Raw genomic sequence first — 26,646 nt, 5'->3', positions numbered from 1 at the left:
CGATCTCTCCCCAAACCGCCTTCTTGTTTCCGGCAGAGTGTCGGATCGCAGGCCTCCCATCAAGAAGACCGTCCATGGGCTGGGACCGGCGGGTGCGTCGCCTACCGGCCGATCAGGATCTCGCCGAGCACCTCGACCTCGCCGTCCTCGGTCAGATCGATGACGACGAACTCACCCGAGGCCGTCCCGCGGCCGGTGAGGGCGGTGATGTTCACCTGATGGGTGACCAGGATCAGGCGCTGGTCGGCCGGCTGGGCGCGCAGGAAGGCCAGGGTCTCGTCGGTCTGCTCGGCGCGGCGGTGGCGGGCATCGAAGAACGAGTTGAGGGAGGGCAGCGGCTCCGGCGTGCCCAGGCCAAGCAGCTCGGCGGTCTCCGCAGACCGGCACCACTGGCTGGTGAGAACGCGATCCACCTCGACCCCGTTGTCCCTGAACGCCGCGCCGATCCGGCGGGCCTGGTCCCGGCCTTGGTCGTTCAGGTTGCGCTGCGTGGTGCAGTCGCCCAGGCGGAAATTGTCCGGATCGCCGGTGCCGGGCGCATAGGCGTGACGCATCACGGCGATGGCGCCGGGCCGGCGCATCGCCTCCCAGCCTTCGGCACTGGCCCGTGCCGTGCCGGGAAGCGCCAACAGGGTCAGCACACAGATCACAAGCAGAGCGGTCGCGCTGCGGGTCATGAGATCCTCGTTCGTCATGAGGGCCGGTCCAGGCATGGAACCTAGATCCGCTGCCGGGCGGGTCCAGTCGTCGCGCCGTCGGAACGGGCATGGTAGGAAGGGCCATGAGCCCGATCTTCGAAGAACTCGACTACCGCGTGACGCCGATCGGCGCCCTGAGCCTGCGCCGCCGCCGCGACCTGCGGCTTGGCGAGGAGGTGCTGGAGATCAAGCTGGGCGATGCCTTCCTGATGTCGAGCCACTTCACCGCCTCGGAGGTCGCCCTGGCCCGGCTCGGCCTTGCCGATGTGCGGTCGGAGCAGCCGGACGTGGTGGTCGGCGGGCTCGGGCTCGGCTACACGGCGGCGACGGTGCTGGCGGATGACCGCGTCGCCTCGCTGACCGTGGTGGACATGCTGGAGGCGGTGATCGACTGGCATCGCGAGGGGGTTCTGCCCCTGGGACCGGTGCTGACCGGCGACGGCCGCTGCCGGCTGCGGCAGGGCGACTTCTTCGCGCTGGCCGCGTCGGAGGACGGGTTCGACCCGGACCGGCCGGGCCGCACCTATGACGCCATCCTGGTCGATATCGACCATGCGCCCGACTTCCTGCTCGATCCGGGCAGCGCCGGCTTCTACACCGCCGACGGGCTCGCCGCTCTCACCCGGCACCTGAAGCCGGGCGGCGTGTTCGGGCTGTGGTCGGACGATCCGCCCGATCCCGCCTTCACCGAGCGGCTCGCCGGCGTTTTCGCCGAGGCCAGGGCCGAGCCCGTGACGTTCGATAATCCCTATCTCGGCGACACGGTCACCCAGACCGTCTATCTCGCCCGCGCCTCCGATTAGGCTCACTCCCCGGTGAAGGCGATCATCCGGCCGGCGACCAGAGCGCCGATCCAGCACAGCATCGACACTGCGCCGACCCGGACCCGGACACTGCCGGTGGCGTGCTCGAGGCTGCGTCCCCAGAGCATATGGGCGGACAGGGCGGAGGCGATGCCGATGGCGACCAGGACGATCTTGGCCAGGAAGGCGACATTGGCCGCATAGTCGACCGGGCGGACGGCGAAGAGCAGGAATCCGGTCGCGAGGGCCAGCACCAGCCCCGCGGCGGCCATGGGCACCAGAACCCGATGCAGGGCCTCCGCCTCGACCCGCGGCCACAGCCCGAGCATCCGCAGATCCAGCGGCAGGATGCCGCCCACCAGGACCGCGATCCCCAGCACATGGGCCGTGTTCACCGCCGCATAGCCCCAGCGCGAGAAACGCAGCGCCGTGGCGAGGTCGCTCGACGCCAGCGTCGTGAGCAGGGCCTCCACCGACGGGCGGGTCTAGCTGCGGCCCGGGTAGAGCGGATATTCCTTGCCGGCGATGACGACCACCTCCGCCTTCAGCAGCTTCTGCGCCGGGTCGGCCGAGGGTTCGCCGATGACCGTGATCTCGGTGCCGACGGCGAAATGGCTGTCGGTCAGTCCGGCCCGCTCATTGCGCCAGGGCTGGCCGACCTCGACGGTCCAGATCTCGCCCTCGGCATCCACCGTCAGTTCCCCATGCGGGTTGCCGAGCCTGGCCTCGCGCACGATGCCGGTCAGTTCGATATTGCCGCCCGTCGTCCAGCTCCAGCCGTGATGGGCGACGGCCTGGGAGACCAGGAAGGGCGCCAGCACCAGGGCGGCGGCGAGGGACAGGGTGGCGGCACGCAGGGATCGGGTCATCTCTTCTCTCCCGGAGTGGCGGACAGGAACAGTCTCCCCCTCAAAATGGTGGCGACCGTCTCCATGCCCAGGGGTAGCGGACGCGCGGGACCGGTCACTGCGGGGGCTTCATCCGGGCCAGATGGTCGAAGACCTCCCGGCTGCGGATCTCCACCTCCCGGAACAGCGGGGCGATCCGGTCGACCTGCTGCGCCGCTGCCGCCCGTTCAAGTGCCTCCAGGGCGCGGCGCAGCCGATGGGCGCAGGCATTGGCCGAGGCCCCCTTGGCCGCATGGCTGGTGCCCCGAAGCAGCGGCAGGTCCCCCGCCTCGATCGCCGACCGCATCTCCGCGTTCAGCTCCCGGAAACTCTCGGCGAACAGGTCGAGCATCGAGGTGGTGAAGGACGGATCGTCGGTGCCCAGGATCTCCCGAAGCTGGGCGAAGTCGATCGGCCCCTCATCGGGAACCTCTGCCGGGGCCGCAGCCGACTGCGCGGCCGACTCGGCGACCGACCGGCCGCCGCCCTTGTCGAGCCACCGGTTCAGGGTCTCGCCCATCACAGCGAGGGTGACCGGCTTGGCGAGATAGTCGTCCATGCCGGCCTCCAGGCACCGCTCGGCCTCGTCCAGCAGGGCGTTGGCCGTCAGCGCGACGATCGGCACGCGGCCGCCCGTCGACTTCTCGGCCTCCCGGATCGCCGCGGTGAGCTGATAGCCGTCCATGGCCGGCATGTGGCAGTCTGTCAGCACCAGACCGTAGGGCTTCTCGTGCCACATGCGCAGGGCCTCCGCCCCATCGACCGCGGTCTCCGCGGCGAGGCCCAGAATGGCGAGCTGGCTTTCCACCACCAGCCGGTTGGTGGCGTTGTCCTCCACCACCAGGATCAGCCGGCCGGCCGCCGCAGCCTCCTCCGGGGTCGGGACGGGCGTCGCCTCGGGCGCAGCGGCCGCCGGCTCCGCCGAGGGTGTGTCCGGGCTAGCCCGGCCGAGCATCACGGCCACGGCCCGCAGCAGCGGATCGCGCCGCACCGGCCGCGGCACGGCCAGCGGCGCCATGTCGGGTATGCCGGAACCGGCGACCCAGAGCGCCCGGGCCTCCGACCCCGCAGTCTCCGCCCCCCAGGCCCCGGCGGGGATCAGACGGCGCAGCAGGTCGGCGCCCAGGCGCCCGTCGACAATGGTCACGCCGGCGGGATCGGCCGGCACCGTGTCGTCTCCGGTGTGGGTCACCACCATCCCCCGGGCCCGGAGCAGGTCGGCGACCTGCGCGCCGAGCGGCCCCGGGCGGACGACCAGGAGGGCCGGCAGGCCGGCAAGATCGAGCGCCTCGATCTCCGAGGTTCCGGCCAGGATCGACGGCTCCACCGGGATCTCCAGCCAGAAGGTCGAGCCCTCACCGGGCGTGCTCTCCACCCCGATCCGCCCCTGCATCAGGCCGACCAGCCGCCGGCAGATCGACAGACCGAGACCGGTACCGCCATAGCGCCGCGTGGTCGATGCCTCGGCCTGGCGGAACGGCTGGAACAACTGCTCCACCCGGTTCGGCTCGATTCCGACGCCGGTATCGCTCACCTCGATCCGCAGACGCAGGCGGGAGGGGACATCGTCGTCCGGCCGGGCCGAGGCCCGAACCACCACCGACCCGGCCTCGCTGAACTTCACCGCGTTGCCGACCAGGTTCATGAGGACCTGGCGCACCCGCGTGGGGTCGCCAACAAAGACCGACGGCGCCGACAGATCGATCTCCAGCGCCAGGTCGAGGTCGCGGGCATCGGCGGCCGGGCCCAACGTATCGAGCACGGATTCCGAGATCGCCCGCAGGTCCACCTGTTCGGATTCCAGCTCCATGCGCCCGGCCTCGATCTTCGAGAAGTCGAGGATGTCGTCGATGATCCGCAGCAGCACCTGGCCCGAGTCCCGGATGGTCGCGACGATCGAGCGCTGCTCTTCGTCCAGGGTGGTCTGCTCCAGCACCTCGGCCATGCCGATCACACCGTTCATCGGGGTGCGGATCTCATGGCTCATCGCCGCCAGGAAGGCGGATTTCGCCCGGGTCGCATCCTCCGCCGCGTCGCGCGCCTCCAGGGCGGTGCGCTCGGCCTGCTTCTGCTGGGAGATGTCGACGATCACGTTCACCCGGCCGCCATCCGGGAGCGAGCCGACGATGTACTGGACGTCCAGCCCGGTGCTGTCGAACAGGAACTCGGTGACGTACTTCTCGTCGGATTCGTAGATCGACCGGCGGTACTCGATGAACTTCTCCAGGCTCAGGTGCCGCCGGCGGTCATGGGCCTCGTAGACGTAGTGCAGATACTCCAGGAAATGCGGCCGGTGAGTCAGCGCGGCATGCGGAACACCGGTGAAGTTGCAGTAGGCGTCGTTCCAGAATTCGATGCGCATCGCCGGGTCATAGACCAGCACGCCGACCGGAATGGACTGCAGGATCGCGCGCAATCGTTCACGGGTCCGCTCCGCCTCCTCGCGGGCGGCGATCGCCTCGGCCTCGTCCCGCTTGCGGGCGGTGATGTCGGTGAGGGTCCGCACCGTCCCGCCGCCGCGCAGCTTACGGCCGTAGACCAGCATCCAGTTGCCGTTCTGGAAGGCCCGCTCGTGGGTGAAGATCTCGTCCCCGTCGCCGGCGATCCACTGGTTCCATTTCTCCACGAAGGCGACGACATTCGGGTCGGTCATGTCGAAGGCGCCGAGCCGCTGGCGCACCGCCCGCAGTTCCTCGGTGGTGGGCGCCGCCTCCAGCGTGCCCGCCGGCAGTTCGAGGATCTCGCGGGCCCGCTCGTTCCACAGCGTCACCTGGCCGCGGGCATCGGTGACCAGCACCCCCTGCTCCATGGAGGCGAGCACGGCCTCCAGGAACTCTGTCTTCTCGATCAGCGCCTGCTCGGAGCGACGCGCCTCGGTCACGTCACTGAAGGTCCGGATCTGGCGGCCGTCCGGCAGCGACTGGAAGACGCCATGGATCCAGGTGCCGTTCGGCCCGATGCGGTCGTACTCCAGGCGTTCGACCGACTCGCCCCGGCGCCGGCGCTCGACCCAGTCGTCGATCCGGCGGTTGAGCTCGGCGTCGATCTCCACCCCCGACGCGGCGTTGAGGTGGTCGAGCATGGCGACCGACGGCACGTTCTCCTCATAGAGCGCCCGCGGCACGCCCAGCAGCTCCGTCAGCCGGTCGTTGAACACCAGGACGTTGTCGTCGGCGTCGCGCAGGATGACACCCTGATCGATGCTGGCGAGCGTGTGCTCCAACAGGTCCCGGCGCTCGGCGGCCGAGATCTCCGCGAGCTTGCGGCTGGTGATGTCGGTGAAGGTCCGCACATGGCCGCCGTCGGGCAGGCGGTTGGACACGATCAGCAGCCAGTTGCCGTTGGGCTGTCGGCGCTCGTAGACGAGGCGGGGCGACGGATCCTCGCCACTCTCCCACCGGTCGATCTGGGCGGTCAGCTCCGGCGACAGGTCGACCAGCTCACCGCGCGCCTCCAGCAGCGCGATCATCTCGCTCAGGGGCACGACGCGCCGGATGAACTCCTCGGGCAGGCCGAGCAGCTCGCAGTAGCGCCGGTTGGCGAGAACCTGATTGCCGTTGGCGTCGATGAAGGATAGCCCCTGGTCGATGCTGTCCAGGGTGAGCTGCAGCATCGTCGTCCAGCGCTCGGTCTCGCGCTGGGCGGCCCGCTCGTCGGAGACGTCGGTCCAGGACCGAACCCAGCCGCCCTCCGGCATCGGCCGATTGTCGACCCGGAGCACCCGCCCGTCTGACAGGGTGCGCTCGTAGCCGAACGGGGGGCCGGACTCGCCGAGCCGATCCCAATTCTCGATCTGCTCCTGCATCGGCCCGGCGTCGAGATTGTCGAAATCACCACGGCCGTAGCGGAAATCGTTGAACTCCCGGTGGTTGAGCCCCCCGTCGAGCAGGGTGTCCGGCAGGTCGAACATCTGGCGGAACCGGTCATTGTGATAGACGACGCGCCCATCGGCCTCGACCACGGCGATGGCGCTCGGGATCGTCTGCATGACCGAGTTCAACACAGCACCCTGCTGGGCCAGGCGGTTAGCCAGGTCGGTATTCTCCAGCCGCCCGGTGATCTGGTCGATCAGCGCCCGCTCGAATCGGCGCGAGAAGCGCAGGAAGAAGATCGGCGTCACCACGCTGAGCCCGGCGATCACCAGAAGGTCCATGCCGTCGGTCAGATGCCAGGACTGCAGCAGCCGCACGGTGAGAGGCACCGTCATGGCAAGCACATAGTAGATGAAGGCGTTCGAATAGGCCGACAGGGTCCCGAGCGCCCCGCCCGCCATGCCCGACAGGATCAGCAGGATCCAGGCGGTCGCCTTCACGTCGCCCGGGTCCAGGAACAGGACCGGCAACAGTCCGAACATCCCGCCGGACGCAAATGAGATCACCTCGAAGCGGCGCCGCCACCGGCGCACATCGTCCGCCGTCAGCGCGCCGCGCGGGAAGCCCCGATAGATCGTCAGCCGCACCACGGCCACCGACAAGGAGGCAACGAGCCAGCAGGACAGGACCACATGATCCACCGGCTCGTTCAACAGCAGCAGGAACGCCGCGATCGACACCACCGTATGGCCGGCCACGGCGTCGCGGGTCTGCGAGAAGAAAAACCGCAGCTGCTCGCCCAGAACGCGGGAGGCCATGGCGCCATGGGGATCGGCGGGGGCCGGCCGTTCGGCGCTCCCCGTCTCGACATCCTCGACCACCGTCATCGCGATCCTCCATCCGGCTGCCGGCGCCGGTCCCGCTGCGAACTCATGGGGCAGAATACGCCATTGGGGCGCATACGGCACCGCAGCATGGGTACACCTGGTTGCGCCGTGTCCGGCCCGCCTCCGGCGAGCGTCGACTTGCCGATCGCAGGCGGCTAGGCTTCGGATGTGAAAAAGGATTCTAATAAAACATCGACTATCGGCGGGCGGTCGGATCCTTGCCCGCCGCCGGAGGGGAGAACGCGGCCATGACCCCGCTTTCATGGGGCGCCATCGCGCTGCTGGGGCTGGTTTCCGGTCTCCTGGGCTGGATGGCCTTTCGGCGCAGTCAGCGGGTATCCGAGCTCGAATCGGAACTGCAACAGCTGCGGCGGATGGCACCCGACGCCACTCTGGCCGCCCTCCCGAGCCCGACCTGGCGGCGGGACGCGACCGGAGCGATCGGCTTCGTCAACGCCGCCGCCGTGCCGTTGGCCAGCGACCTGGAGCGCGGCGCCGCGCTCGCCACCCGGGCGCGGGAGACCGGGCGGGTCCAGAGCGAGAGCCGGAACCTTGTGATCGACGGCGACCGTCGCCTGTTTGAGATCTTCGAGACACCGCTGGCGGCCAGTGCCGGAGGCGGGACCATCGGCATGGGTCGCGACGTGACCGCCCTGGAGCAGATCCAGTCCGACCTCGCCCGCCATGTGGATGCCCATGCGGAGGTGCTGGAGAAGCTGAACAGCGCCATCGCCGTGTTCGGTCCCGACCGTCGCGTGGTCTTCGCCAATACCGCCTTCGCCCTGATGTGGGAGATCGAGCCGGCCCGCCTGGAGGCCGGCCCGACCCTGTCGGAGGTGCTGGACATGGCGCGGGAGAGCCGGCGCCTGCCCGAGCAGTCCGACTTCCGCGCCTGGCGCGACGACTTCAACCGGCTGTTCACCACCCTGATCGACGCCCATGAGGAGCTGCTGTTCCTACCCGACGACAGCACGATCCGAATGGTCGTGACGCCGCACCCGTTCGGCGGCCTGCTGATGACCTTCGAGGACGTCACCGACCGGCTGACCTTGGAGCGGTCCTACAACACCCTGACCGCCGTGCAGCAGGAGACCCTGGACAATCTATACGAGGGCATCGTGGTGTTCGGCGTCGACAGCCGCATGAAGCTCTCGAACCCGACCTTCCGCGCCCAGTGGGGTCTGCGCGGCACGCCGGAGGAGCCGGTCTTCCTGGAACCGGAACCGCCGGCCGAGGTGGTGTTCCAGGCGATGCGTCCGAAATTCCCGACCGACCGTCCCTGGACCGACATCAAGGCCGAGTGGATGAGCTACCTCGCCGGCCGGGAGGCGACCAGCGGCACGGTGCACCTGACCGACGGTCTCGCCCTCGACTTCGCGGTGGTACCCCTGCCAGACGGCGCCACCCTGCTCAATTTCCGCGACGTGACGGACACCCTGGCGGTGCAGGCCGCCCTGCAGGAGCGCACCGAGGCGCTGGAGACCGCCGACCGGCTGAAGAGCGAGTTCCTGGCCAACGTCTCCTACGAGCTGCGCACGCCGCTGAACGCCATCATCGGTTTCTCTGAGGTGCTGGAGCAGGAATATGCCGGGCCAATGAACGACCGGCAGAAGGACTACGCCAATGCCATCCTCGGCTCCTCCAACCGGCTGGTCCGGCTGGTCAACGACATCCTCGACCTCGCCTCCATCGAGGCCGGCTACCTGGAGCTGGAACGCACCGAGATCGCGCCGGCCGACCTGGCCAACGCGGTCGAGGCCCTGGCCCGCGAGCGGGTCCGGGCCCGCGGCGTCGGCCTGTCGGTGCAGTGCCCGACCGATCTGGCGCCGATCGAGGTGGACGAGCGCCGATTCACCCAGGCGCTGTACAACGTCGTCTCCAACGCCATCGCCTTCACCCCGGAGGGCGGCGACGTGATGCTGTCGGTGGAGGATCGCGGCGAAGTGGTGGCGTTCATCGTCAAGGATACCGGCGTGGGCATCGCGCTGGACGACCAGAGCCGGGTGTTCGAACGGTTCGAGCGCCGCGGCCGCTCCAGCGGCGCCGGGCTCGGTCTCGCCCTGGTGAAATCGCTGATCGAGCTGCATGACGGCACGGTCAGCCTGACCTCCGCCCCAGGCGAGGGAACCGAGGTGGTGTGCACCGTGCCCCGCCATCCGCGCAGGCGCGAGACCGACGAGGCTGGGGAAGAGACCGCGTGACGCCCCCGCCCCTGCCTCTCTCCCTGGACGACCTGGACGCCACCCACCGCCTTGCCGCCCTGCTCGCCGCTTGGGCGGAGCCGGGCATGGCGATCCTGCTGACCGGCCCGCTGGGCGCCGGCAAGAGCGAACTCGCCCGCGCCTTCGTGCGCGCCTGGCTGGACGATCCGGACGCCGAAGTGCCGAGCCCGACCTTCACCCTCGTTCAGCCCTATGAGGGCGACCGCGGCACCGTGTGGCACTGCGACCTGTACCGTCTGGGCGACCCGGGCGAAGTGGAAGAGCTCGGACTGCTGGAGGCGTTCTCCGAGGCGGTGGTGCTGGTGGAATGGCCGGACCGGCTCGGTACGCATCTGCCGTCGGATCGGCTCGAACTCGCGCTCGAAATATGCCATGGAAGCGACCGGCGGCTCGCCCGGCTTACCCCTCATGGGCGCTGGATCGGCCGCCTTGGCGACATCGAGACGGGAACCCTGCCGGGTGAGTGACCGCGAGACCGAGATCAAGTCCTTCCTGGAGACCGCCGGCTGGGCGGGTGCCGAGGTCACGCTGCTGGCCAAGGATGCGTCCTACCGGGTGTATCACCGCGTCCTGCGCGACGGCGCCCGCGCCGTCCTGATGGACGCGCCGCCGGGCCTGGAGGACGTGCGCCCGTTCCTGGACATCGCCGGACAACTGCGCCGATTCGGCTATTCCGCGCCGGCAATCCTGGCCCAGGACGTGCCCGCCGGCCTCCTCCTGCTGGAGGATTTCGGGGACCGCACCTTTACCCGCATCCTGGCCGATCCGGACGAGCGGGTCTGGAGCGAGGAGGCGCTGTACGCCCTCGCCGTCGACCTGCTGGCTGACCTGCACGACCGCGCACCGGAGATCGGCTTCTCCGCCCCGCCCTATGACGGCGGCCGGCTGGTGGAGGAGGCCGACCGGATGCTGCGCTGGTACGCGCCGCTCACCCTGGGCGACGTGGTGCCGGAGGAGACAGCCGAGGCCTATCGCGCCGCCTGGCGCGCGGCGGTGCCGGTGATGACCCACGGGGCCGACACGCTGGTGCTGCGCGACTTCCATGTGGACAACCTGATGATCCTGGAGGGGCGCGAGGGGCTGGCCCGCTGCGGCCTGCTTGACTTCCAGGACGCCTTGTCCGGCAGCCCGGCCTACGACCTGGTCTCGCTGCTGCAGGACGCGCGCCGCGATCTGGCGCCGGGGCTGGAGGCGGCCATGCTGGAGCGCTATCGCGACCGGCGGAGCGTGGCGGACTGGGATGCCTTCCTGCGCGCCTATCACGCGCTCGGGGCCCAGCGGGCGATCAAGATCCTCGGCCAGTTCGGCCGCCAGCAGGGCTTTTTCGGCCGCACCAGCTACATGGTTCATATCCCGCGCTGCTGGGCCCATATCGAGGCCGATATCGAGCGAGCCGGGCTGGACGACGTCGCGGCCTGGCTCGACCGGGAGATGCCGTCTTCCATGCGCCGCATCCCCGAGCCGGATGTGCGCCTGCCGAGCTCGATCAGCCCGGAAATCAAACGATGAAAGACCGCTGAGGACACACGCATGCTGCTGCCCGGATTGAGCCGCCGGCCCGACTGGCTGCCTGAGACCGCCATGGTCCTGTGCGCCGGCCGCGGGACCCGCCTGGCGCCGATCACCGACAACCTGCCGAAGCCCATGGTGCCGGTCGGCGAGGTGCCGATCCTGGCGCGCACCCTGGAGCATCTGAAGAATGCCGGGGTGAAGCGGGTGGTGATCAACACCCACTACCTGTCCGACTACGTCGCCCGCTATGTCGAGCGCCGCAAGGATCCCTCCATCACCGTGATCCACGAGGACACGGTGCTGGAGACCGGCGGCGGCGTGAAGAACGCCCTGCCCCATCTGGGCGACGAGCCGTTCTTCGTGATCAACGGCGACAGCGTGTGGCTCGACGGCATGCGCAACGCCCTGCACCGCTTCGCCGATACCTGGGACGCGGAGAAGATGGACATCCAGCTCCTCCTCTATCCCTTCGCCCGTGTGCTCGGCTGGCACGGCTATGGCGACTACACCATGGACGAGATCGGCCGCCTGACCAGCCGCGACGAGGCCCGGGTCGCGCCCTACGCCTATATGGGCGTGTCCATCGTCCATCCCCGGGTCTTCGCCGACGCCCCGGACGGCGCCTTCTCCATGCGCAAGCTCTACGACCGGGCGGAGGAGCAGGCCCGGCTTTTCGGCGCGCTGCATGACGGGCTCTGGTACCATATCTCCACGCCGGCCGATCTGGAGCGCGCCAACCAGCGCTTCGCCGCCGGTCACCTCGCCGACGTGCCCTTCTTCTAGGACCCCAAGCGGAGCCGGATGACCGACCGCGTCTACACCATCCCCATCGGCACGCCGTTCCTGGACCGGCTGGCCGCGGGCGTCTGGGAGCGGGTGGGCGGCGATCCGATCGCGCTGACCGACGTGCGGCTGCTGCTGCCGACCCGGCGCGCGCTGCGCTCGGCGGCCGACGCCTTCCTGCGCTTCGGCGACGGGCGGCCGATGCTGCTGCCGAAACTCTCCACCGTCTCCGACGTGGACGAGGACCTGCTGGACGTGGAGGCGGGCTCGGAGGCCGGTGCCGCCGGCGCCCTGGAGATCCCGCCGGCGATCCCCGACCTGCAGCGCCATCTGGAGCTGATGCGCCTGGTCACCGCCTACCTGCGGGCCGATCCCGACAGTGCCACCCCGGACACCCCCGAACACGCCTATCGTCTGGCCGCCGCCCTGGCCCGGCTGATCGACGAGGTCCAGATGCACGGGCTCGACTTCGCCGCGCTGAAGGATCTCGCCCCCGACGCCTATGCCGCCCATTGGGAGAAGACGATCGCCTTCCTGAAGATCGTGACGGAGGTCTGGCCGGGCCGACTGGACGAACTGGCGGCGATCGATCCGATGGCCCGGCGCGACGCGCTGATGCGGGCCGAGGCCGCCGCCCTGCGTGCCAACCCGCCGAGCACCCCGGTCATTGTCGCCGGCTCCACCGGATCGATCCCGGCGACGGCCGAGCTGATGCGGGCGGTGCTGGAGCTGCCGGCGGGCGCCATAGTGCTGCCCGGGCTGGACATGGACAGCGATGCGCTGAGCTGGGCCGCGATCGGCAACGACCCGACCCACCCGCAGCACGGGCTGCACAGCCTGCTGCGCACGCTGGGCATCACCCGGGCGGAGGTGCGCGACTGGTCGCCCTCGCTCACCGGCGGCCGCGACCGGCTGATCCGCGAGACCATGCGGCCGGCCGCCACGACCGAGGCCTGGCGCGGCCTTTCCACCGCACCCGACGCGCCGACCCCCGCCGCCTTCGACGGCATCACCCGGATCGACGCCGCCTCGCCGCGCGAGGAGGCCGGGATCATCGCCCTGCTGATGCGCGAGGTGCTGGAGCAGCCGGGCAAGACCGCCGCCCTAGTCACCCCCGACCGTCGCCTGGCCCGTCGGGTCTCGGTCGAGCTGCGCCGCTGGCGGATCGAGCAGGACGGCGGCGAGCGGCTGGAGGTCAACGATTCCGGCGGCGCGCCCCTGTCCAACAGTCCGCCGGCGGTGTTCCTGCGGCTGCTGGCTCGGGCGGCGACGGACTGCGCCCCGGTCGCCCTGCTGTCGCTGCTGAAGCACCCGCTGAGCGGCTGCGGCCACACACCGGAGCGGTTCGAGCGGCTGGTCGAGCGGCTGGACCGCGACATCCTGCGCGGCCCCCGCCCCGCCCCTGGTCTGGCAGGGCTGCGGCGGGCGGTGGAGGTGACGGGACCGGCGAACAAACTGCCCGACGAGGTCATCGGTGCCCTGATCGGATTCTGCGACCGACTGGCCGACGCGCTCGGCCCGCTGGAAGCAGCACTGTCCCAGCCCGCCGTGGCCGTGCCGGAGATCCTGGACGCCCATCTGCGCGCGGCCGAGGTGCTGGCCACCTCCAACGACATGCACGGTAGCCTGCGTCTCTGGGTCGGCGAAGCCGGCGAGGCGCTGGCCCGGCTGTCCAACGAGTTCGCCGACGGGGCCGCCGGCATGGAGCCGATCGCCGGCCGCGACTGGCCCGGCCTGTTCGACGCCTTGCTGGAAGGCCGGGTCGTGCGCCCGCGCTACGGCAGCCACCCGCGCCTGCACATCCTCGGGGTGCTGGAGGCCCGGCTGCTCGCCTTCGACCGAGTGATCCTGGGCGGTCTGAACGAAGGCACCTGGCCAGCCGAGCCGAAGCCGGATCCGTGGATGAGCCGCCCGATGCGCCGGGATTTCGGCCTGCCCTCCATCGATCTCGCCATCGGCAAGGCGGCCCATGACGTCGCCATGGCCATGGGCGGCCGCGAGGTCTTCCTCACCCGCGCCCAGCGGGTCGACGGCAGCCCCACCATCCCGTCGCGCTGGCTGCTGCGGCTCGACACCGTCGCCCGCGCCTTGCACAGCGAGGAGCGGCTGACGTCTTGGCGCGCCCCCGCCCACTGGCACGCACAGCTCGACACGCCCGCCGCGCCCGACCCCGGCCGCCCGCCGGAGCCGCGCCCCCGCCTGAACCAGCGGCCGCGTCGGCTGTCGGTCACCCGGATCGATACCTGGCTGCGCGACCCCTATTCGATCTACGCCCGCTACATTCTGAAGCTGCGCAAACTCGACCCGCTGGATCAGGAGGTCGGCGCCATCGAGCGGGGCAACGCGATCCACGAGGCGCTGGACGCCTTCGTCCGCGACCACCCCCGCGACCTGCCGCCCGACCCCGCCGAGGTGCTGATCGAGTACGGCAAACGAAGCTTCGCCGCCCATATGGACCGGCCCGGCGTCTGGGCCTTCTGGTGGCCGCGTTTCGAGCGGGTAGCCCGCTGGTTCGTGGAGGTCGAACGCGAGCGGCGCAAGTCTCTCGACTATTCCGCCACCGAGCGAAAGGGACACGTGACCCTGGCGGGACCGGGTGGCGACTTCGTCCTGGAAGGAACCGCCGACCGGATCGACAGGCGCGGCGACGGCACCTACGCGATCGTCGACTACAAGACCGGCTCCAACCCGACCCTGGGCGACCTGAAGGCTGGCCGGGCGCCACAGCTTCCGTTGGAGGCGATGATCCTGATGGCCGGCGGCTTCACCGAAGCCGGTCTGGCGGCGGCCGACGTCGCCTCGCTGGAATATTGGCGGGTCGGCGGCGGCACTCCGCCGGGGAGGATCGATGCGGTCGACGCGATCGTCCCTGAGTTGGTGGAGAATGCCCGTGACGGGTTGCAGGCGCTGATCGCCGCCTTCGACGACGAGACCACGCCCTACCACGCCGCCCCGGATCCGCGCCGCAGCCTGCGCTTCAACGACTACGACCACTTGGCGCGCACCGGCGACTGGTCGGCCGGCGAGGAGGGCGAGGGATGAGCTCGGTCGATCCCCTCAGCGCAGTGGAAGAGGCCACCCGCAACCAGCGCGAGGCCGCCGATCCCGCTGTTTCCGCGTGGGTCGCCGCCTCGGCGGGGTCGGGCAAGACCAAGGTGCTGACCGACCGGCTTCTCAACCTGCTGCTGGCCGGCACGAAGCCGCAGCGGCTGCTCTGCCTGACCTTCACCAAGGCGGCGGCAGCCGAAATGGCCACCCGCCTGTCGCGCACCCTGGCGAAATGGACCGTGCTGGACGCCGAGGGATTGGGGGCGGAACTGGAGGCGCTGGACGGACGGGTGCCGACCCAGGACCGGATGGCCAAGGCGCGGCGTCTCTTCGCCGAGGTGCTGGACGCGCCGGGCGGGTTGAAGATTCAGACCATCCACGCCTTCGCCCAGTCCCTGCTCGGCCGCTTCCCGCTGGAGGCCGGTGTGCCGCCGAACTTCCGCCTGGCCGACGACCGGGCGGCCGCCACCCTGCTGGAGGATGCCGAGCGCTCCGTGCTGGAACGCGCCCGCGGCGGGGCCGACGGCGATCTGGCCGATGCCCTAGCGGTCGTGACGGAACGGGCGGCGGAGCAGACCGTGCGCGACCTGCTGAAGACCATGCTGGTCCAGCGCACCCGCCTGACCCGGTCGGTGGAAGCCGCCGGTGGGATCGAGGCGATGACCGCCCGGCTGCACGCCACCCTGGGCACCGGTCCGGCCCAGACCGACTGGACCCTGCGCCGGACTGCCAGCGAGGACGGTGCCTTCGACCGCGACACCCTGCACGAGGCCGCCAGCGCCCTGGCCGCCGGGGGCAAGACCGACGCGAAGCGGGCTGAAGCCCTGTTCGCCTGGCTCGCCCTGCCCGACGGCGACGCGCGGGCCGTCGCCTGGGACGACTACAAGCGCGCGCTGCTGACCCAGGAGGGCGCGGTGCAGGCTCGGCTCGCCACCAAGGGCGTGGTGGAACGCGCGCCCAGTGTGGTCGACGACCTGACCCGCGAGGCGGAGCGCATCCTGGCCGTGGAGGAGGCCCGCAAAGCACTGGACACCGCCCTACGCTCGGCCGCGCTGATCCGCCTGTCGGGCGCCATCATCGACGCCTACGCCGCCGCCAAGTCGCGCCGCGCCCTGCTCGATTTCGAGGATCTGGTGGAGCGGGCCCGCCGCCTGCTGGCCTCCCCCGGCACGGCGGCCTGGGTGCTGTTCAAGCTCGACGAGGGGCTGGAGCACATCCTGATCGACGAGGCCCAGGACACCAGCCCGGCCCAGTGGGAGATCGTCCGCGCGCTGGCCGAGGAGTTTTTCTCCGGTCTGGGTGCCGTCGCCGAGCGGGAGCCGGAGCGGCCGCGCACCATCTTCGCGGTGGGCGACGTCAAACAGTCGATCTACAGCTTCCAGGGCGCCGACCCGGCCGGCTTCACCCTCGCCCGCGAGTACTTCGCCCGGCGCGTGGTCGAGGCCGAGCAGCGCTTCCGCGACGTGCAGATGCAGGTCTCCTTCCGCTCCACCGCCGCCGTGCTGAGCGCGGTGGACGCCGTCTTCGCCCGCGAGGATGCGCGCCAGGGTGTGGCCGAGATCGTCTCCGGCGTCGCGCGCGCGATCGCCCATCGGGCCAGCCGCACCGGCCAGGCCGGGCGGGTCGAGCTCTGGCCGGTGATCGAGCCGATGGAGGAGGAAGAGGCTGATTTCTGGTCGCCGCCGCTGACCCGCGCCTCCATGGACGCCCCGGTCACCCGCCTCGCCCAGACCATCGCCGGCCGCATCGCCGGCTGGATCGCCTCGGGCGAGATGCTGGAGGCCAAGAACCGGCCGATCCGACCGGGCGACGTCATGGTGCTGGTGCGACGGCGCGGGGCGTTCGTCACGGAACTGGTGCGGGCGCTGAAGGCCGCCGGCGTGCCGGTCGCGGGCGTGGATCGCATGGTGCTGACCGAACAGATGGCGGTGCGCGACCTGATCGCGCTGGGCGAGGCGCTGCTGCTGCCCGACGACGACCTGACCCTGGCCACCGTGCTGAAGAGCCCGCTGGTAGGGCTGAGCGAGGAGGATCTGCTCGACCTCGCCCAGGGCCGCCGGGAGAAGCGCCTGTGGGCCGAGCTGTGGCGCCGGGCGGAGGACAGCGCCGTCTTCGGCCGGGCGGCCCGACGGCTCGCCCGCTGGTCGACCATGGCCCGCCATCTGCCGCCGCACGCCTTCTACCAGCAGATCCTGTCGGCCGAGCGCGGCCGCGAGCGGCTGGTCGCCCGGCTCGGTCCCGAGTGCGAGGACGCGATCGACGAGTTCCTGGCCCAGGCCCTGGACGACGAGCGCGAGAACCCGCCCTCGCTGCAAAGCTTCCTGCACGCGGTGGCGACCAGCGAGCAGGAGGTGAAGCGGGAGCTGGAGGGCGGCGAGGTCGATCAGGTGCGGGTGATGACCGTGCACGGGGCCAAGGGCCTGCAGGCGCCGATCGTCATCCTGCCCGACACGGTGCGCCCGCCGCAGCTTCGCGACGCCGTGGTCTGGCACGGGGACACCGTGGCCCTGCCGCTCTGGGCGCCGTCCAGCGCCAGCGCCGATGCGGTCTCCGCCGGGGCCCGGGCGAAGGCCCGCGAGGCGATGGAGGAGGAATATCGCCGGCTGCTCTATGTCGCCATGACACGGGCGGAGGACCGGCTGATCGTCTGCGGCTGGAAGGGCAAGCGCGACCCGATCGACAAGGGCTGGTTCGGCCATGCCCGCGCCGGCCTGCCCGCCATCGCTGCGGAAGGCGAGGACGGCACCCTGGTGCTCGCGACGCCGCAGGAGGTGGCGCTGCCTGATGCCAAGGCGCAGGCGGCAGCCCCCGTCCCCGCTCCCCTGCCCGTCTGGGCCCGCGCTGCTGCCCCCCGCGAACCGACCCCGCCGCGCCCGCTGGCCCCGTCCCGCCCGGCCTCCGACGAGCCGCCGGTGCGCTCGCCGCTGCAGCGCGACGGGACGGACCCGTTCAAGCGCGGCGTGCTGCTGCACCGCCTGCTCCAGCTTCTCCCCGACATGGAGCCCGCCCGCCGCCGCGAGGCCGGCCGCGCCCTGCTCGCCCGCCCGGTCCACGCGCTGACCGAGGAGCAAGTGGAGGCCTGGCTGGAGGAAGTGCTGGCGGTTCTGAACGATCCCGGATTCGCGCCGGTCTTCGCCCCCGGCTCCCGCGCCGAGGTGCCGATCGTCGGCCAGGTCACCGGATCGGAGGGCCTGCAGATCGTGTCGGGACGAATCGACAGGCTTGCGGTGGGCGCCGAGGAGGTCCTTATCGTCGATTACAAGACCAATCGGCCGCCACCGTCTTCAATTGATGCCGTCGCCGACACATATATACGCCAGATGGCCACCTATAGGTCGCTGGTGGCGTCCCTATATCCCGGCCGGGCGGTGCGTTGCGCCCTGCTTTGGACGGACGGTCCGACCCTGATGCCCCTCCCGGACCCGTTGCTTCAAGGGGTTGGCGCATTGCCTTGACCATGACCGGCGGCGTTCCTAATCTCCGCTCTCCGCCGGAGGAACCGCGAAAGGATGATTCGATGACGACAAGCCCGGTTTCCGACGCCTCCTTCGACGAGGACGTCCTGAAATCCGACACCCCTGTGGTCGTCGACTTCTGGGCCGAGTGGTGTGGCCCGTGCAAGATGATCGGCCCGTCCCTGGAGAAGATCTCCGACGAGCTCGGCCAGCAGGTGAAGGTCGTCAAGCTAAACATTGACGACAACCCGAAGACCCCGGCCGCCTATGGCGTGCGTGGCATTCCGACCCTGATGGTGTTCAAGGACGGTCAGGTCCACGCCCAGAAGATCGGCGCGCTGCCGGAGACCCAGCTCAAGCAGTGGATCGAGTCCTCGATCTGATCGCTTACGCGACCCAGTTTGCCTGACAGGACGGCCCCGCTTCGGCGGGGCCGTTCGTGTTTGCGGTCGCTTCAGGCGCCGGCGAGGCGGAGGTTCAGCCCCCGCTCGAACTCGGCGATCGCGTCTTCGAACAGGTCGAGGATCGCGGTCACAATCGGCGATGGCTCGCGCCGCGACGGGGCGACCGCCATCACCTCCAGCGCCAGACCGTCATGCTCCAGCGGCCGGACGCACAGGGCCCGGCCATCGATCTCCGGCGCCACCATCACCGCCGGAACGATCGTCATGAAATAGCTGTTCTGAACGAATTCGAGCGTGCCGAACATGCTGTCCATGTCCATGAGCGCGTCCAGCTCCACGCCCCGGGACCGCAGATAGGCCAGCACCTGACGTCGGCGGATGGTGCCCTCCGACTGGAGGATCAGGCGCATCGGCGTGACCGTCCCGACATCGACCGGCCGCATGTGCATGTGGGCGGTGCCGGCCCGGGCGATCAGCACCTCCCGGGTGCGGCCCAGAAGTCGACACCGCAGGGAAGCCGGGGCGTCGAAGACCGGGACGAGGGCGGCGTCCAGCCGGTCGCTCACCACCTCCTCGATCAGCTCGGCGCTCGATCGCTCGACCAGGTTGATTGTGACGTTCGGGTTCGCCGCCAGGTATCGCCGCAGGACCGGCCCGGCGATCGATCGGGTCAGCGCCGGCATGGCGCCAAGGGTGACGCTGCCCGTCGCCCCCTTTCCGAGCGCGGCGATCCCGCGCTCGACGGCGGAGATCTCCCGCAGCAGGGCGATCGACCGGGCGTAGAGCTGCCGGCCGGCCGGTGTGGCGACCGCACCCCGGGCGCCGCGCTCGAGGAGCTGGGCCCCCAACGCCCGCTCGAGCCGGGCGATCTGCTGCGACACGCCGGACTGGGTGGCGTTCAGCCGTTCCGCCGCCGCGGTAAAGGACCCTTCCTCGTAGACGGCGGCGAACACCCGCATGCGCTCGACGGACAGCACAACATCACTCCAGATAATGAGAAATCTAAATTATGATAATTTCATATTCTGAGCGAGACCGATCAGGCTGACCTGGAGAAAACGACCTTCAGGGAGAACGCCGCCATGTCCGTCGCCCACACCCTTGCCGACAGCATCACCGTCGAGAAACGCCATCCGCATATCGGCGCCACCGTCCGCGGCGTCGATCTCTCGCAACCGCTCGACGGGGCGACCGTGGAAGCCGTCCACGCGCTCTGGATGGAGCACCTGCTGCTCGTCTTTCCCGACCAGCAAATCACCGACGAGCAGCACATCGCCTTCGGCGAGCGGTTCGGCCGGCTCGAGATCCATCCCTCCGTCGCCCACCGCTCGTCGCGCAACAAGGCGATCTACCGGGTGTCCAACGTGGACGAGAGCGGCAACATCGTGCCGCCCACCGACACGGCCTGGCAGTACCTAAACCAGTCCTGGCGCTGGCATACCGACAGCTCGTTCCGGGAGGTCCCGAGCAAAGGGTCGATCCTTCACGGCATCGAGATCACCCGCGAAGGCGGCAGCACCCTGTTCGCCAACATGTACGCAGCCTACGACGCGCTGAGCGACGAGATGAAAGCGAGGATCGAGGGGCTCTGGGTGATCCACGCCCATGACCACATCCTGCGCACCGCCCCGGAACTCGCCGGCAAGATCGACCAGGGCACCTATGACGACCTGCCGCCGGTTCGCCACCCGCTCGTGAAGCGCCATCCGGTGACCGGCCGCAGGAGCCTGTTCCTCTCGCCCCACACCATGGTGACGGTCAAGGGCATGGAGGACTCTGAGGCCCGGACACTGCTGGACGAGCTCACCGCCCATTCGATCGACGAGCGGTTCGTCTACCGCCATGTCTGGGAGCCGCATGACGTCATCATGTGGGACAACCGCTGCACCATGCATTCGGTGGAGCCGTTCGATAACCGCACGACGCGCCGGATCATGCACCGGGTGACCCTGGTCGGCGAGGGCGTCCCCACCCCGGCCTGAGGCAAGCTGGTCCCGCACCGCCCTTCGACACGTCGCTTCGCTCCTGCTCAGGATGAGGTCCTGCTGTATTTGGATTGACCTCATCTTGATCAGCCCCGGACTTGTTCCGGGGGCGTGTCGAAGGGCGGGCTTCCCGAAGGGCGGCGCGCTACCCGTTCTCCGCCAGCACCCGTCCGGCGAGATACAGGGATCCGGCGATCAGCACACGACCCCGCTCCCCACCGCCGGCCACGATCCCAGCCAGGGCCTCGGCCACGCTTTCCCGCGCCGCCGCCGCCAGGCCGGCGGTGCCGGCCATCGCCGCGACCGCCTCGGCCGACAGGCTGGCCGTCTCGCCGGGGATGGTCACGGTGGACACGCTCTCCGGCAGCCCCGCGAAGGGGCGCAGGTAGTCGTCGGCCGCCTTGGTGTTCAGCATGCCGACGATCAGATGCACCGGCTCCTCCGGCCGCTCTCGACGCCAGGCCGCGACCTGGGCCGAGACCGCGCGGCCCGCATCGGCATTGTGCCCGCCGTCCAGCCACAGGCTCCACCCGTCGGGCAGCATCTCCACGAGCGGACCCCGCGTCAGCTGCTGCATCCTCGCCGGCCAGGCGACAGTGCGCAGGCCGGTGGCCCGGTCCACCGTACTGTTGGAGAGCGAGCCCGTCACCAGCCGGGCAACGGCGACCGCCACGGCCGCATTGTCGATCTGATGGTCCCCCGGCAGCGACGGCAGCGGCAGGACTTCCGCCTCGCCGCCTGCCTCCACGACCAGGTCGTCACCCTCGCGTCGCACCGTGTAATCGCGACCGAACACGGTCATCGGCGCCGCCAGCTCCGCCGCCCGGTCGGCGATCACCTGAAGGGCGCGCGGGTCCTGCGGGCCGACGATCAGCGGCACGCCCGGCTTGATGATCCCGGCCTTCTCGAAGGCGATCTTCTCGATCGTGTCGCCGAGGAAGCCGACATGGTCGATGGAAACCGGCGTGATCACGGTGGCCAGCGGCCGCTCGACCACGTTGGTGGTGTCGAACCGTCCGCCGAGCCCGACCTCCAGCAGCAGGACGTCGGCAGGCACCCGCGAGAACACCAGGAAGGCGGCCGCCGTGGTGATCTCGAACAGGGTGATCGGCTCGCCGCCGTTCACCGCCTCGCATTCCTCCAGCACCGCGGCGAGGGTGGCGTCGTCGATCAGGTCCCCGGCCAGCCGGATGCGCTCGTTGAAGCGCACCAGATGGGGCGAGGTGTAGACATGCGCCCGATGGCCCGCAGCCTCCAGGATCGCCCGCAGATAGGCGATGGTGGAGCCCTTGCCGTTGGTGCCGGCCACATGGATCACCGGCGGCAGGGAGCGCTGCGGATTGCCGAGGCGCTCCAGCAACCGCTCGATGCGGCCGAGGGACAGATCGATGGCCTTGGGATGCAGCGTCTGCAGGCGCGCCAGGATGGCGTCCGGAGCCTGGATATCGGCGCTGGCGGCGGGCGACGGGGCGGTTATGGTCCTATCCTCCGCAAGAGCGACTCACGATCAGATGGAAACATCCGATCGTGTGAATTTGCTCCATTTTTAGCAACTTAGACGACGATCAGGTCTTCTTGGGCTCCGCCATCTCGGCGTCTTCCGCCTCGTCGTCGCGGTCCGGAATGTCGAGATCCGGCTGCGGCAGGGCGACCACGTCGGCCGAGGGCTCGCGGAACATCATCAGGCCGAGCAGCCGTCCCAGCATGGCCTTCAGCTCGCGCCGGTGGACCACCGCGTCGACCATGCCGTGCTCGCGCAGGTATTCGGCCTTCTGGAACCCGTCGGGCAACTGCTCGCGGATGGTCTCCTGGATCACCCGCTGGCCGGCGAAGCCGATGATCGAGCCCGGCTCGGCGATGTGCAGGTCGCCCAGCATGGCGAATGAGGCGGTCACGCCGCCCGTGGTCGGGTCGGTCAGCACGACGATGAAGGGCAGCCCCTTCTCCTTCAGCCGCTCGACAGCGGCCACGGTGCGCGGCATCTGCATGAGGGACAGGATGCCCTCCTGCATGCGCGCGCCGCCGGAGGCCGGGAACACGATCAGGCCGGCATCCTGGGTCTCCGCCAGACGGGCGGCGCGGACCAGGCCGTCGCCGACGCCGGTGCCCATGGAGCCGCCCATGAAGGAGAAGTCGAACACCGCGCAGACCGCCGGCGCGGTCTCGATCGTGCCGTGCGCGACGATGATCGCGTCGTTGCGCCCGGTCTTCACCTGGGCCTCGCGCATGCGGTCGGTGTAGCGTTTGCGGTCGCGGAACTTCAGCGGATCGGGTGCGGTCTTCGGCAGCTCGATGGTCTGGTACTCGCCCTTGTCGAACAGCATGGCGAGCCGGTCGGTGGCGGTCATCCGCAGGTGATGGTCGCAGGCGGTACAGACCTGGAAGTTCTCCTCCAGGTCCCGGTGGAACAGCATCTGGCCGCAGGACGGGCACTTGTGCCACAGGTTGTCCGGCACCTCGCGGGCGCCGACCCAGGCCTTGATCTTCGGCAGGACCGAGCTGGTGAGCCAGTTCATTACCGCCTCTCTCTCATGGTCTCTCGGGATCAGCCGCGCGCGCCGCGCACGCCGTCCGCCAATGTCTTCACGAAGTCCAGGGTAGCCGACACGGTCTTGTCCGTCGCCCCGCCCTTGTCGTCGAGCGAGTCCTTGATCGCGTTGACCACCGCCGTGCCGACGATCGCGCCGTCCGCCACCTTGGCCACGTCGGCCGCCTGCTGCGGCGTCTTGATGCCGAAGCCGACGCAGACCGGCAGCTCGGTGTGGCGCTTCAGGCGCTCCACCGCGCTTGTGATCATGTCGTTGGACGCCGAGGCGGAGCCGGTAATTCCCGCGACCGCCACGTAATAGACGAAGCCCGACGTATTGGTCAGCACCTTGGGCAGCCGCTTGTCGTCGGTCGTCGGCGTGGCGAGCCGGATGAAGGCCATGTCCCGCTTCAGGGCGGGCACGCAGAGCTCGTCATCCTCTTCGGGCGGCAGGTCGACCACGATCAGCCCGTCGGCGCCGGCGTCCAGCGCGTCGGTGAGGAAGGCGTCCACCCCGTAGGCATAGATCGGGTTGTAATAGCCCATCAGGATGATCGGCATGTCCTGATTGCCCTGCCGGAACTCCTTCACCAGGGCGAGGGTGCCCTTCAGGGTCATACCGCCGCGCAGGGCGCGCTGGCTCGCCTCCTGGATCGCCGGACCGTCGGCCATCGGATCGGTGAACGGCATGCCGAACTCGACCATGTCGGCACCGGCCCCCGGCAGGCCCTTCAGCAGCGCCAGGCTGGTCTTCGCATCGGGATCGCCGGCGGTGATGAACACGCCCAGGCCCGCCCGGCCCTCCTGCTTCAACGCCGCGAACTTGGCGTCGATGCGCCCCACACCAGCACCCATCAGAGCAGACCCTTCGCCTCGAGCTTCGGAATGACGGCGTCGACGTCCTTGTCGCCGCGGCCGCAGAGATTCATCACCACGATGTGGTCCTTCGGCAGGTCGCCGATCATCTTCGACACATGGGCAAGCGCGTGCGACGGCTCCAGGGCCGGGATGATCCCCTCCTTGCGGGTGCACAGGGCGAAGGCCTCCAGCGCCTCGTCGTCGGTGACCGAGACATAGTTCACCCGGCCCAGCTCGTGCAGCCAGGAATGCTCCGGCCCGATGCCCGGATAGTCCAGGCCGGCGGAGATCGAGTGGGCCTCGGTGATCTGGCCGTCCTCGTCCTGCAGCAGGTAGGTGCGGTTGCCATGCAGCACGCCCGGCCGCCCGCCGGTGAGCGAGGCGGCATGCTGGCCGGTGTCGATGCCGTAGCCGCCGGCCTCAACCCCCACCAGGGCGACGTCGGTGTCGTCCAGGAACGGGTGGAACAGGCCCATGGCGTTGGAGCCGCCGCCGATCGCAGCGACCAGCGTGTCCGGCAGCCGGCCCTCGGCCTCCAGTATCTGCGCCTTGGTTTCCACACCGATCACCGACTGGAAGTCACGGACCATGGCCGGATACGGGTGCGGGCCGGCGACGGTGCCGATGATGTAGAAATGGGTATCCGGCTTGGAGACCCAGTAGCGCAGGGCCTCGTTCATCGCGTCCTTCAGGGTGGACGAGCCGGAGGTCACCGGATGGACCTTGGCGCCGAGCAGGCGCATCCGGTCCACATTCGGCTTCTGGCGCTCGACATCGATGGCGCCCATGAAGACCTCGCACTCCATGCCGAACAGGGCACAGGCGGTCGCGGTGGCCACGCCATGCTGGCCGGCCCCGGTCTCGGCGATGATCTTGGTCTTGCCCATTCGCTTGGCGAGCAGAGCTTGGCCGATCACGTTGTTGATCTTATGCGCGCCGGTGTGGTTCAGCTCGTCGCGCTTGAAGTACAGCTTGGCCCCGCCGAAGTGCTCGGTCAGGCGCTCGGCGAAGTACAGCGGGCTCGGCCGGCCGATGTAGTGCTTCTGGTAGTACTCGAACTCGCGCTGAAACTCCGGATCCAGTTTGGCGGCCGTGTAGGCCGCCTCCACATCGAGGATCAGCGGCATGAGCGTTTCGGCAACGTAACGGCCGCCGAAGATGCCGAAATGCCCGTTCGCATCCGGACCGGATCGCAGGCTGTTCGCAGGAGCTGGGCTGGCCATGCCGGAACCTCGTGAAAGCGTGAGTGAGGCACGGTCTTAAGGCCGCAGGCAGGGGGATGCAAGGGAGGAGCGGGGGGAGCGGTCGTGCAGGAGGCGGGGCTACCGCCGAGGGGCCGGCGGCAGGGTCCGGACCTGCGTCAGGACGACGGATTGTTTTTGAGCATCCCACCCCCTCGCCCCGGGCCTGATCCGGGACGACGGTGGGTCAGGTGAGCGGCAGGTCGATCCACTTCTTGAAGCCCCTGGTCGCCCGGCAGTTCGCCATCCAGGCGTCCAGGTTCGGGGTGGACGGCCGGTCTTTGACCAGGGTCACGAAGCGGTAGGCCTGGATGGCCACAGGGATATCGGCCATGGTCAGGCGGTCGCCCATGATGAACTTCCGTCCCTCAAGCCGCCGGTCGAGAATGGCGTAGACCGTGTTGCCCTTCTCGATCGAGGCGTTGATCAGCGCCATGTCGCGGTCGGCCTCGGCGGTGCGCACCAGCCCCCAGAAGATCGGCGTCATGAACGGCAGCACGGTGGTCTGCTGCCAGTCCATCCAGCGGTCCGCGTCAGCGTATTCCTGCGGATCGGTCGGGCACAGCGAGCCTTTGCCGTGCTTGGCGGCAAGGTAACGGGTGCAGGCGTTCGACTCCCAGAGCACGAAATCGCCGTCTATGATCGTCGGCACCACGCTGTTCGGGTTGAGATCGGTATAGGCCTTGTCCTTGGTCTTGCCGAAGGCGCCGCCGTAATCCTCGCGCTCGAACGGAACGCCCAGTTCCTCGCAGACCCACAGGACCTTCTGGACGTTGGCCGAGTTCGCCCGGCCCAGGATCTTCAGCATGCCACTCTCCCTTATGCGATCAGGCGATGACGCTGCGGTGACGCGCGTCCCACTCTTCCGGATTGGCGAGGAAGGAGCGGACCTCGGCGAGCTGCTCGGCGGTGTAGCCGCGGCGTTCCGCCACCGCGAGGACGTCCCACCACGTGCACAGACCGTGCAGGTCCACGCCCTTCTCCTTGAGCGTGGTCACACTCTGCGGAAACACACCGTAATGGAAGACCACAAAACAATGCGCGACCTGCATCCCCGCCTCGCGGATCGCGTCGATGAAGGAGATCTTGCTGCCGCCGTCGGTCGCCAGATCTTCGACCAACAGAACGCGGGCCCCATCGCGCACCTCGCCCTCGATCCGGGCGTTGCGGCCGAAGCCCTTCGGCTTCTTGCGGATGTAGAGCATCGGCAGGTCGAGCTCGTCGGCCATCCAGGCGGCGAAGGGAATGCCCGCGGTCTCGCCGCCGGCCACCATGTCGAAGGCCTCGGCCCCGGCGAGCGCGGTGAGCTGCTCCACACCCATGGTCATCAGTTGCCGCCGGGCGCGCGGGAAGGAGATGATCTTGCGGCAGTCCACATAGACCGGCGACAGACGCCCCGAGGTGAAGGTGAACGGCTCCTCCGGTCGGATATGGATCGCCTGGATCTCCAGCAGGATGTCGGCGGCGGTCTCGGCGGGTGTACGGCGCCAGTCGGGCGAGAGGGTGCCGGTCATGGAGGATCTC

The 26,646-nt window shown here is 69.6% G+C and carries 20 protein-coding genes; 9 read left to right on the top strand and 11 right to left on the bottom strand.

The features are described from left to right. Positions 1-101: 101 nt before the first annotated feature. Positions 102-677, bottom strand: coding sequence for a histidine phosphatase family protein (locus tag ACOQOP_RS21610; protein WP_420563887.1), 576 nt, complete (start codon positions 675-677; stop codon positions 102-104). A gap of 104 nt (positions 678-781) precedes the next feature. Here ACOQOP_RS21610 and ACOQOP_RS21605 point away from each other — a divergent pair, with 104 nt between their 5' ends. Further along, positions 782-1,501: a spermidine synthase gene (locus ACOQOP_RS21605; protein ID WP_420563886.1), complete on the top strand. Its 720-nt coding sequence runs from the start codon at positions 782-784 to the stop codon at positions 1,499-1,501. A gap of 2 nt (positions 1,502-1,503) precedes the next feature. Here the strand turns inward: ACOQOP_RS21605 and ACOQOP_RS21600 are convergent, their stop codons facing one another. From ACOQOP_RS21600 to ACOQOP_RS21590, 3 genes are all read right to left on the bottom strand, one after another. Continuing rightward, a complete protein-coding gene (locus ACOQOP_RS21600; protein ID WP_420563885.1) occupies positions 1,504-1,974 on the bottom strand; it encodes a hypothetical protein in 471 nt (156 codons plus the stop codon). Between the two features lie 12 nt (positions 1,975-1,986). Beyond that, entirely contained in the window at positions 1,987-2,370 is a 384-nt protein-coding gene (locus ACOQOP_RS21595) for a DUF6152 family protein (protein ID WP_420563884.1), read from the bottom strand. Positions 2,371-2,464: 94 nt separating this feature from the next. Continuing rightward, the gene (locus tag ACOQOP_RS21590) at positions 2,465-7,087 is read right to left on the bottom strand and encodes a PAS-domain containing protein (RefSeq protein WP_420563883.1); all 4,623 of its coding nucleotides are present in this window, start codon (positions 7,085-7,087) and stop codon (positions 2,465-2,467) included. Between the two features lie 248 nt (positions 7,088-7,335). Here ACOQOP_RS21590 and ACOQOP_RS21585 point away from each other — a divergent pair, with 248 nt between their 5' ends. The 7 genes from ACOQOP_RS21585 (at position 7,336) to trxA (ending at position 18,490) form a co-directional block, all read left to right on the top strand. Then, on the top strand, positions 7,336-9,288 hold the full coding sequence (locus ACOQOP_RS21585; protein WP_420563882.1) for an ATP-binding protein: 1,953 nt from the start codon (positions 7,336-7,338) through the stop codon (positions 9,286-9,288). Then, a complete protein-coding gene (tsaE, locus tag ACOQOP_RS21580) occupies positions 9,285-9,776 on the top strand; it encodes a tRNA (adenosine(37)-N6)-threonylcarbamoyltransferase complex ATPase subunit type 1 TsaE (protein ID WP_420563881.1) in 492 nt (163 codons plus the stop codon). Before ACOQOP_RS21585 ends, tsaE begins: the two co-directional genes overlap by 4 nt. Then, complete coding sequence (locus ACOQOP_RS21575; protein ID WP_420563880.1) at positions 9,769-10,818, top strand: aminoglycoside phosphotransferase family protein; 1,050 nt, start codon at positions 9,769-9,771, stop codon at positions 10,816-10,818. Before tsaE ends, ACOQOP_RS21575 begins: the two co-directional genes overlap by 8 nt. Before the next feature lie 21 nt (positions 10,819-10,839). Beyond that, complete coding sequence (locus ACOQOP_RS21570) at positions 10,840-11,604, top strand: nucleotidyltransferase family protein (RefSeq protein WP_420563879.1); 765 nt, start codon at positions 10,840-10,842, stop codon at positions 11,602-11,604. An 18-nt stretch (positions 11,605-11,622) separates the two neighbouring features. Continuing rightward, complete coding sequence (gene addB / locus ACOQOP_RS21565) at positions 11,623-14,646, top strand: double-strand break repair protein AddB (protein WP_420563878.1); 3,024 nt, start codon at positions 11,623-11,625, stop codon at positions 14,644-14,646. Then, the gene (gene addA, locus ACOQOP_RS21560; protein WP_420563877.1) at positions 14,643-18,107 is read left to right on the top strand and encodes a double-strand break repair helicase AddA; all 3,465 of its coding nucleotides are present in this window, start codon (positions 14,643-14,645) and stop codon (positions 18,105-18,107) included. The genes addB and addA overlap by 4 nt, the downstream gene beginning before the upstream one ends. 62 nt (positions 18,108-18,169) lie before the next feature. Next, complete coding sequence (trxA, locus tag ACOQOP_RS21555; protein ID WP_420563876.1) at positions 18,170-18,490, top strand: thioredoxin; 321 nt, start codon at positions 18,170-18,172, stop codon at positions 18,488-18,490. 71 nt (positions 18,491-18,561) lie between these two features. Here the strand turns inward: trxA and ACOQOP_RS21550 are convergent, their stop codons facing one another. Continuing rightward, positions 18,562-19,488 carry a LysR family transcriptional regulator gene (locus ACOQOP_RS21550; RefSeq protein WP_420563875.1) on the bottom strand — a complete coding sequence of 309 codons (927 nt, stop codon included), beginning with the start codon at positions 19,486-19,488 and terminating at the stop codon, positions 18,562-18,564. A gap of 105 nt (positions 19,489-19,593) precedes the next feature. Here ACOQOP_RS21550 and ACOQOP_RS21545 point away from each other — a divergent pair, with 105 nt between their 5' ends. Then, entirely contained in the window at positions 19,594-20,493 is a 900-nt protein-coding gene (locus ACOQOP_RS21545; protein WP_420563874.1) for a TauD/TfdA dioxygenase family protein, read from the top strand. Between the two features lie 148 nt (positions 20,494-20,641). Here ACOQOP_RS21545 and ACOQOP_RS21540 read toward each other — a convergent pair whose 3' ends face one another. The 6 genes from ACOQOP_RS21540 to ACOQOP_RS21515 form a co-directional block, all read right to left on the bottom strand. Next, positions 20,642-21,856, bottom strand: coding sequence for a bifunctional folylpolyglutamate synthase/dihydrofolate synthase (locus ACOQOP_RS21540; RefSeq protein WP_420563873.1), 1,215 nt, complete (start codon positions 21,854-21,856; stop codon positions 20,642-20,644). 205 nt (positions 21,857-22,061) lie between these two features. After that, complete coding sequence (accD, locus tag ACOQOP_RS21535; protein WP_420563872.1) at positions 22,062-23,012, bottom strand: acetyl-CoA carboxylase, carboxyltransferase subunit beta; 951 nt, start codon at positions 23,010-23,012, stop codon at positions 22,062-22,064. A gap of 29 nt (positions 23,013-23,041) precedes the next feature. After that, the gene (trpA, locus tag ACOQOP_RS21530) at positions 23,042-23,878 is read right to left on the bottom strand and encodes a tryptophan synthase subunit alpha (RefSeq protein WP_420563871.1); all 837 of its coding nucleotides are present in this window, start codon (positions 23,876-23,878) and stop codon (positions 23,042-23,044) included. Beyond that, positions 23,878-25,104: a tryptophan synthase subunit beta gene (trpB, locus tag ACOQOP_RS21525; RefSeq protein ID WP_420563870.1), complete on the bottom strand. Its 1,227-nt coding sequence runs from the start codon at positions 25,102-25,104 to the stop codon at positions 23,878-23,880. The genes trpA and trpB overlap by 1 nt, the downstream gene beginning before the upstream one ends. 205 nt (positions 25,105-25,309) lie before the next feature. After that, entirely contained in the window at positions 25,310-25,930 is a 621-nt protein-coding gene (locus ACOQOP_RS21520; RefSeq protein WP_420563869.1) for a glutathione S-transferase family protein, read from the bottom strand. 19 nt (positions 25,931-25,949) lie between these two features. Then, entirely contained in the window at positions 25,950-26,636 is a 687-nt protein-coding gene (locus ACOQOP_RS21515) for an orotate phosphoribosyltransferase (RefSeq protein ID WP_420563868.1), read from the bottom strand. Positions 26,637-26,646: the final 10 nt, after the last annotated feature.

The organism is Thalassobaculum sp. (assembly GCF_965223715.1).
Classification (GTDB): domain Bacteria; phylum Pseudomonadota; class Alphaproteobacteria; order Thalassobaculales; family Thalassobaculaceae; genus Thalassobaculum.
The sequence above is the reverse complement of the archived record's forward strand: the minus strand, read 5'-3'. Positions and strand labels throughout refer to the sequence as shown.

Coding starts and splice junctions, on each gene's coding strand:
- ACOQOP_RS21610 (WP_420563887.1), bottom strand. CDS start 677: ATGACCCGCAGCGCGACCGCTCTGCTTGTGATCTGTGTGCTGACCCTG.
- ACOQOP_RS21605 (WP_420563886.1), top strand. CDS start 782: ATGAGCCCGATCTTCGAAGAACTCGACTACCGCGTGACGCCGATCGGC.
- ACOQOP_RS21595 (WP_420563884.1), bottom strand. CDS start 2,370: ATGACCCGATCCCTGCGTGCCGCCACCCTGTCCCTCGCCGCCGCCCTG.
- ACOQOP_RS21590 (WP_420563883.1), bottom strand. CDS start 7,087: ATGACGGTGGTCGAGGATGTCGAGACGGGGAGCGCCGAACGGCCGGCC.
- ACOQOP_RS21585 (WP_420563882.1), top strand. CDS start 7,336: ATGACCCCGCTTTCATGGGGCGCCATCGCGCTGCTGGGGCTGGTTTCC.
- ACOQOP_RS21570 (WP_420563879.1), top strand. CDS start 10,840: ATGCTGCTGCCCGGATTGAGCCGCCGGCCCGACTGGCTGCCTGAGACC.
- addB (WP_420563878.1), top strand. CDS start 11,623: ATGACCGACCGCGTCTACACCATCCCCATCGGCACGCCGTTCCTGGAC.
- addA (WP_420563877.1), top strand. CDS start 14,643: ATGAGCTCGGTCGATCCCCTCAGCGCAGTGGAAGAGGCCACCCGCAAC.
- trxA (WP_420563876.1), top strand. CDS start 18,170: ATGACGACAAGCCCGGTTTCCGACGCCTCCTTCGACGAGGACGTCCTG.
- ACOQOP_RS21545 (WP_420563874.1), top strand. CDS start 19,594: ATGTCCGTCGCCCACACCCTTGCCGACAGCATCACCGTCGAGAAACGC.
- accD (WP_420563872.1), bottom strand. CDS start 23,012: ATGAACTGGCTCACCAGCTCGGTCCTGCCGAAGATCAAGGCCTGGGTC.
- trpA (WP_420563871.1), bottom strand. CDS start 23,878: ATGGGTGCTGGTGTGGGGCGCATCGACGCCAAGTTCGCGGCGTTGAAG.
- trpB (WP_420563870.1), bottom strand. CDS start 25,104: ATGGCCAGCCCAGCTCCTGCGAACAGCCTGCGATCCGGTCCGGATGCG.
- ACOQOP_RS21520 (WP_420563869.1), bottom strand. CDS start 25,930: ATGCTGAAGATCCTGGGCCGGGCGAACTCGGCCAACGTCCAGAAGGTC.
- ACOQOP_RS21515 (WP_420563868.1), bottom strand. CDS start 26,636: ATGACCGGCACCCTCTCGCCCGACTGGCGCCGTACACCCGCCGAGACC.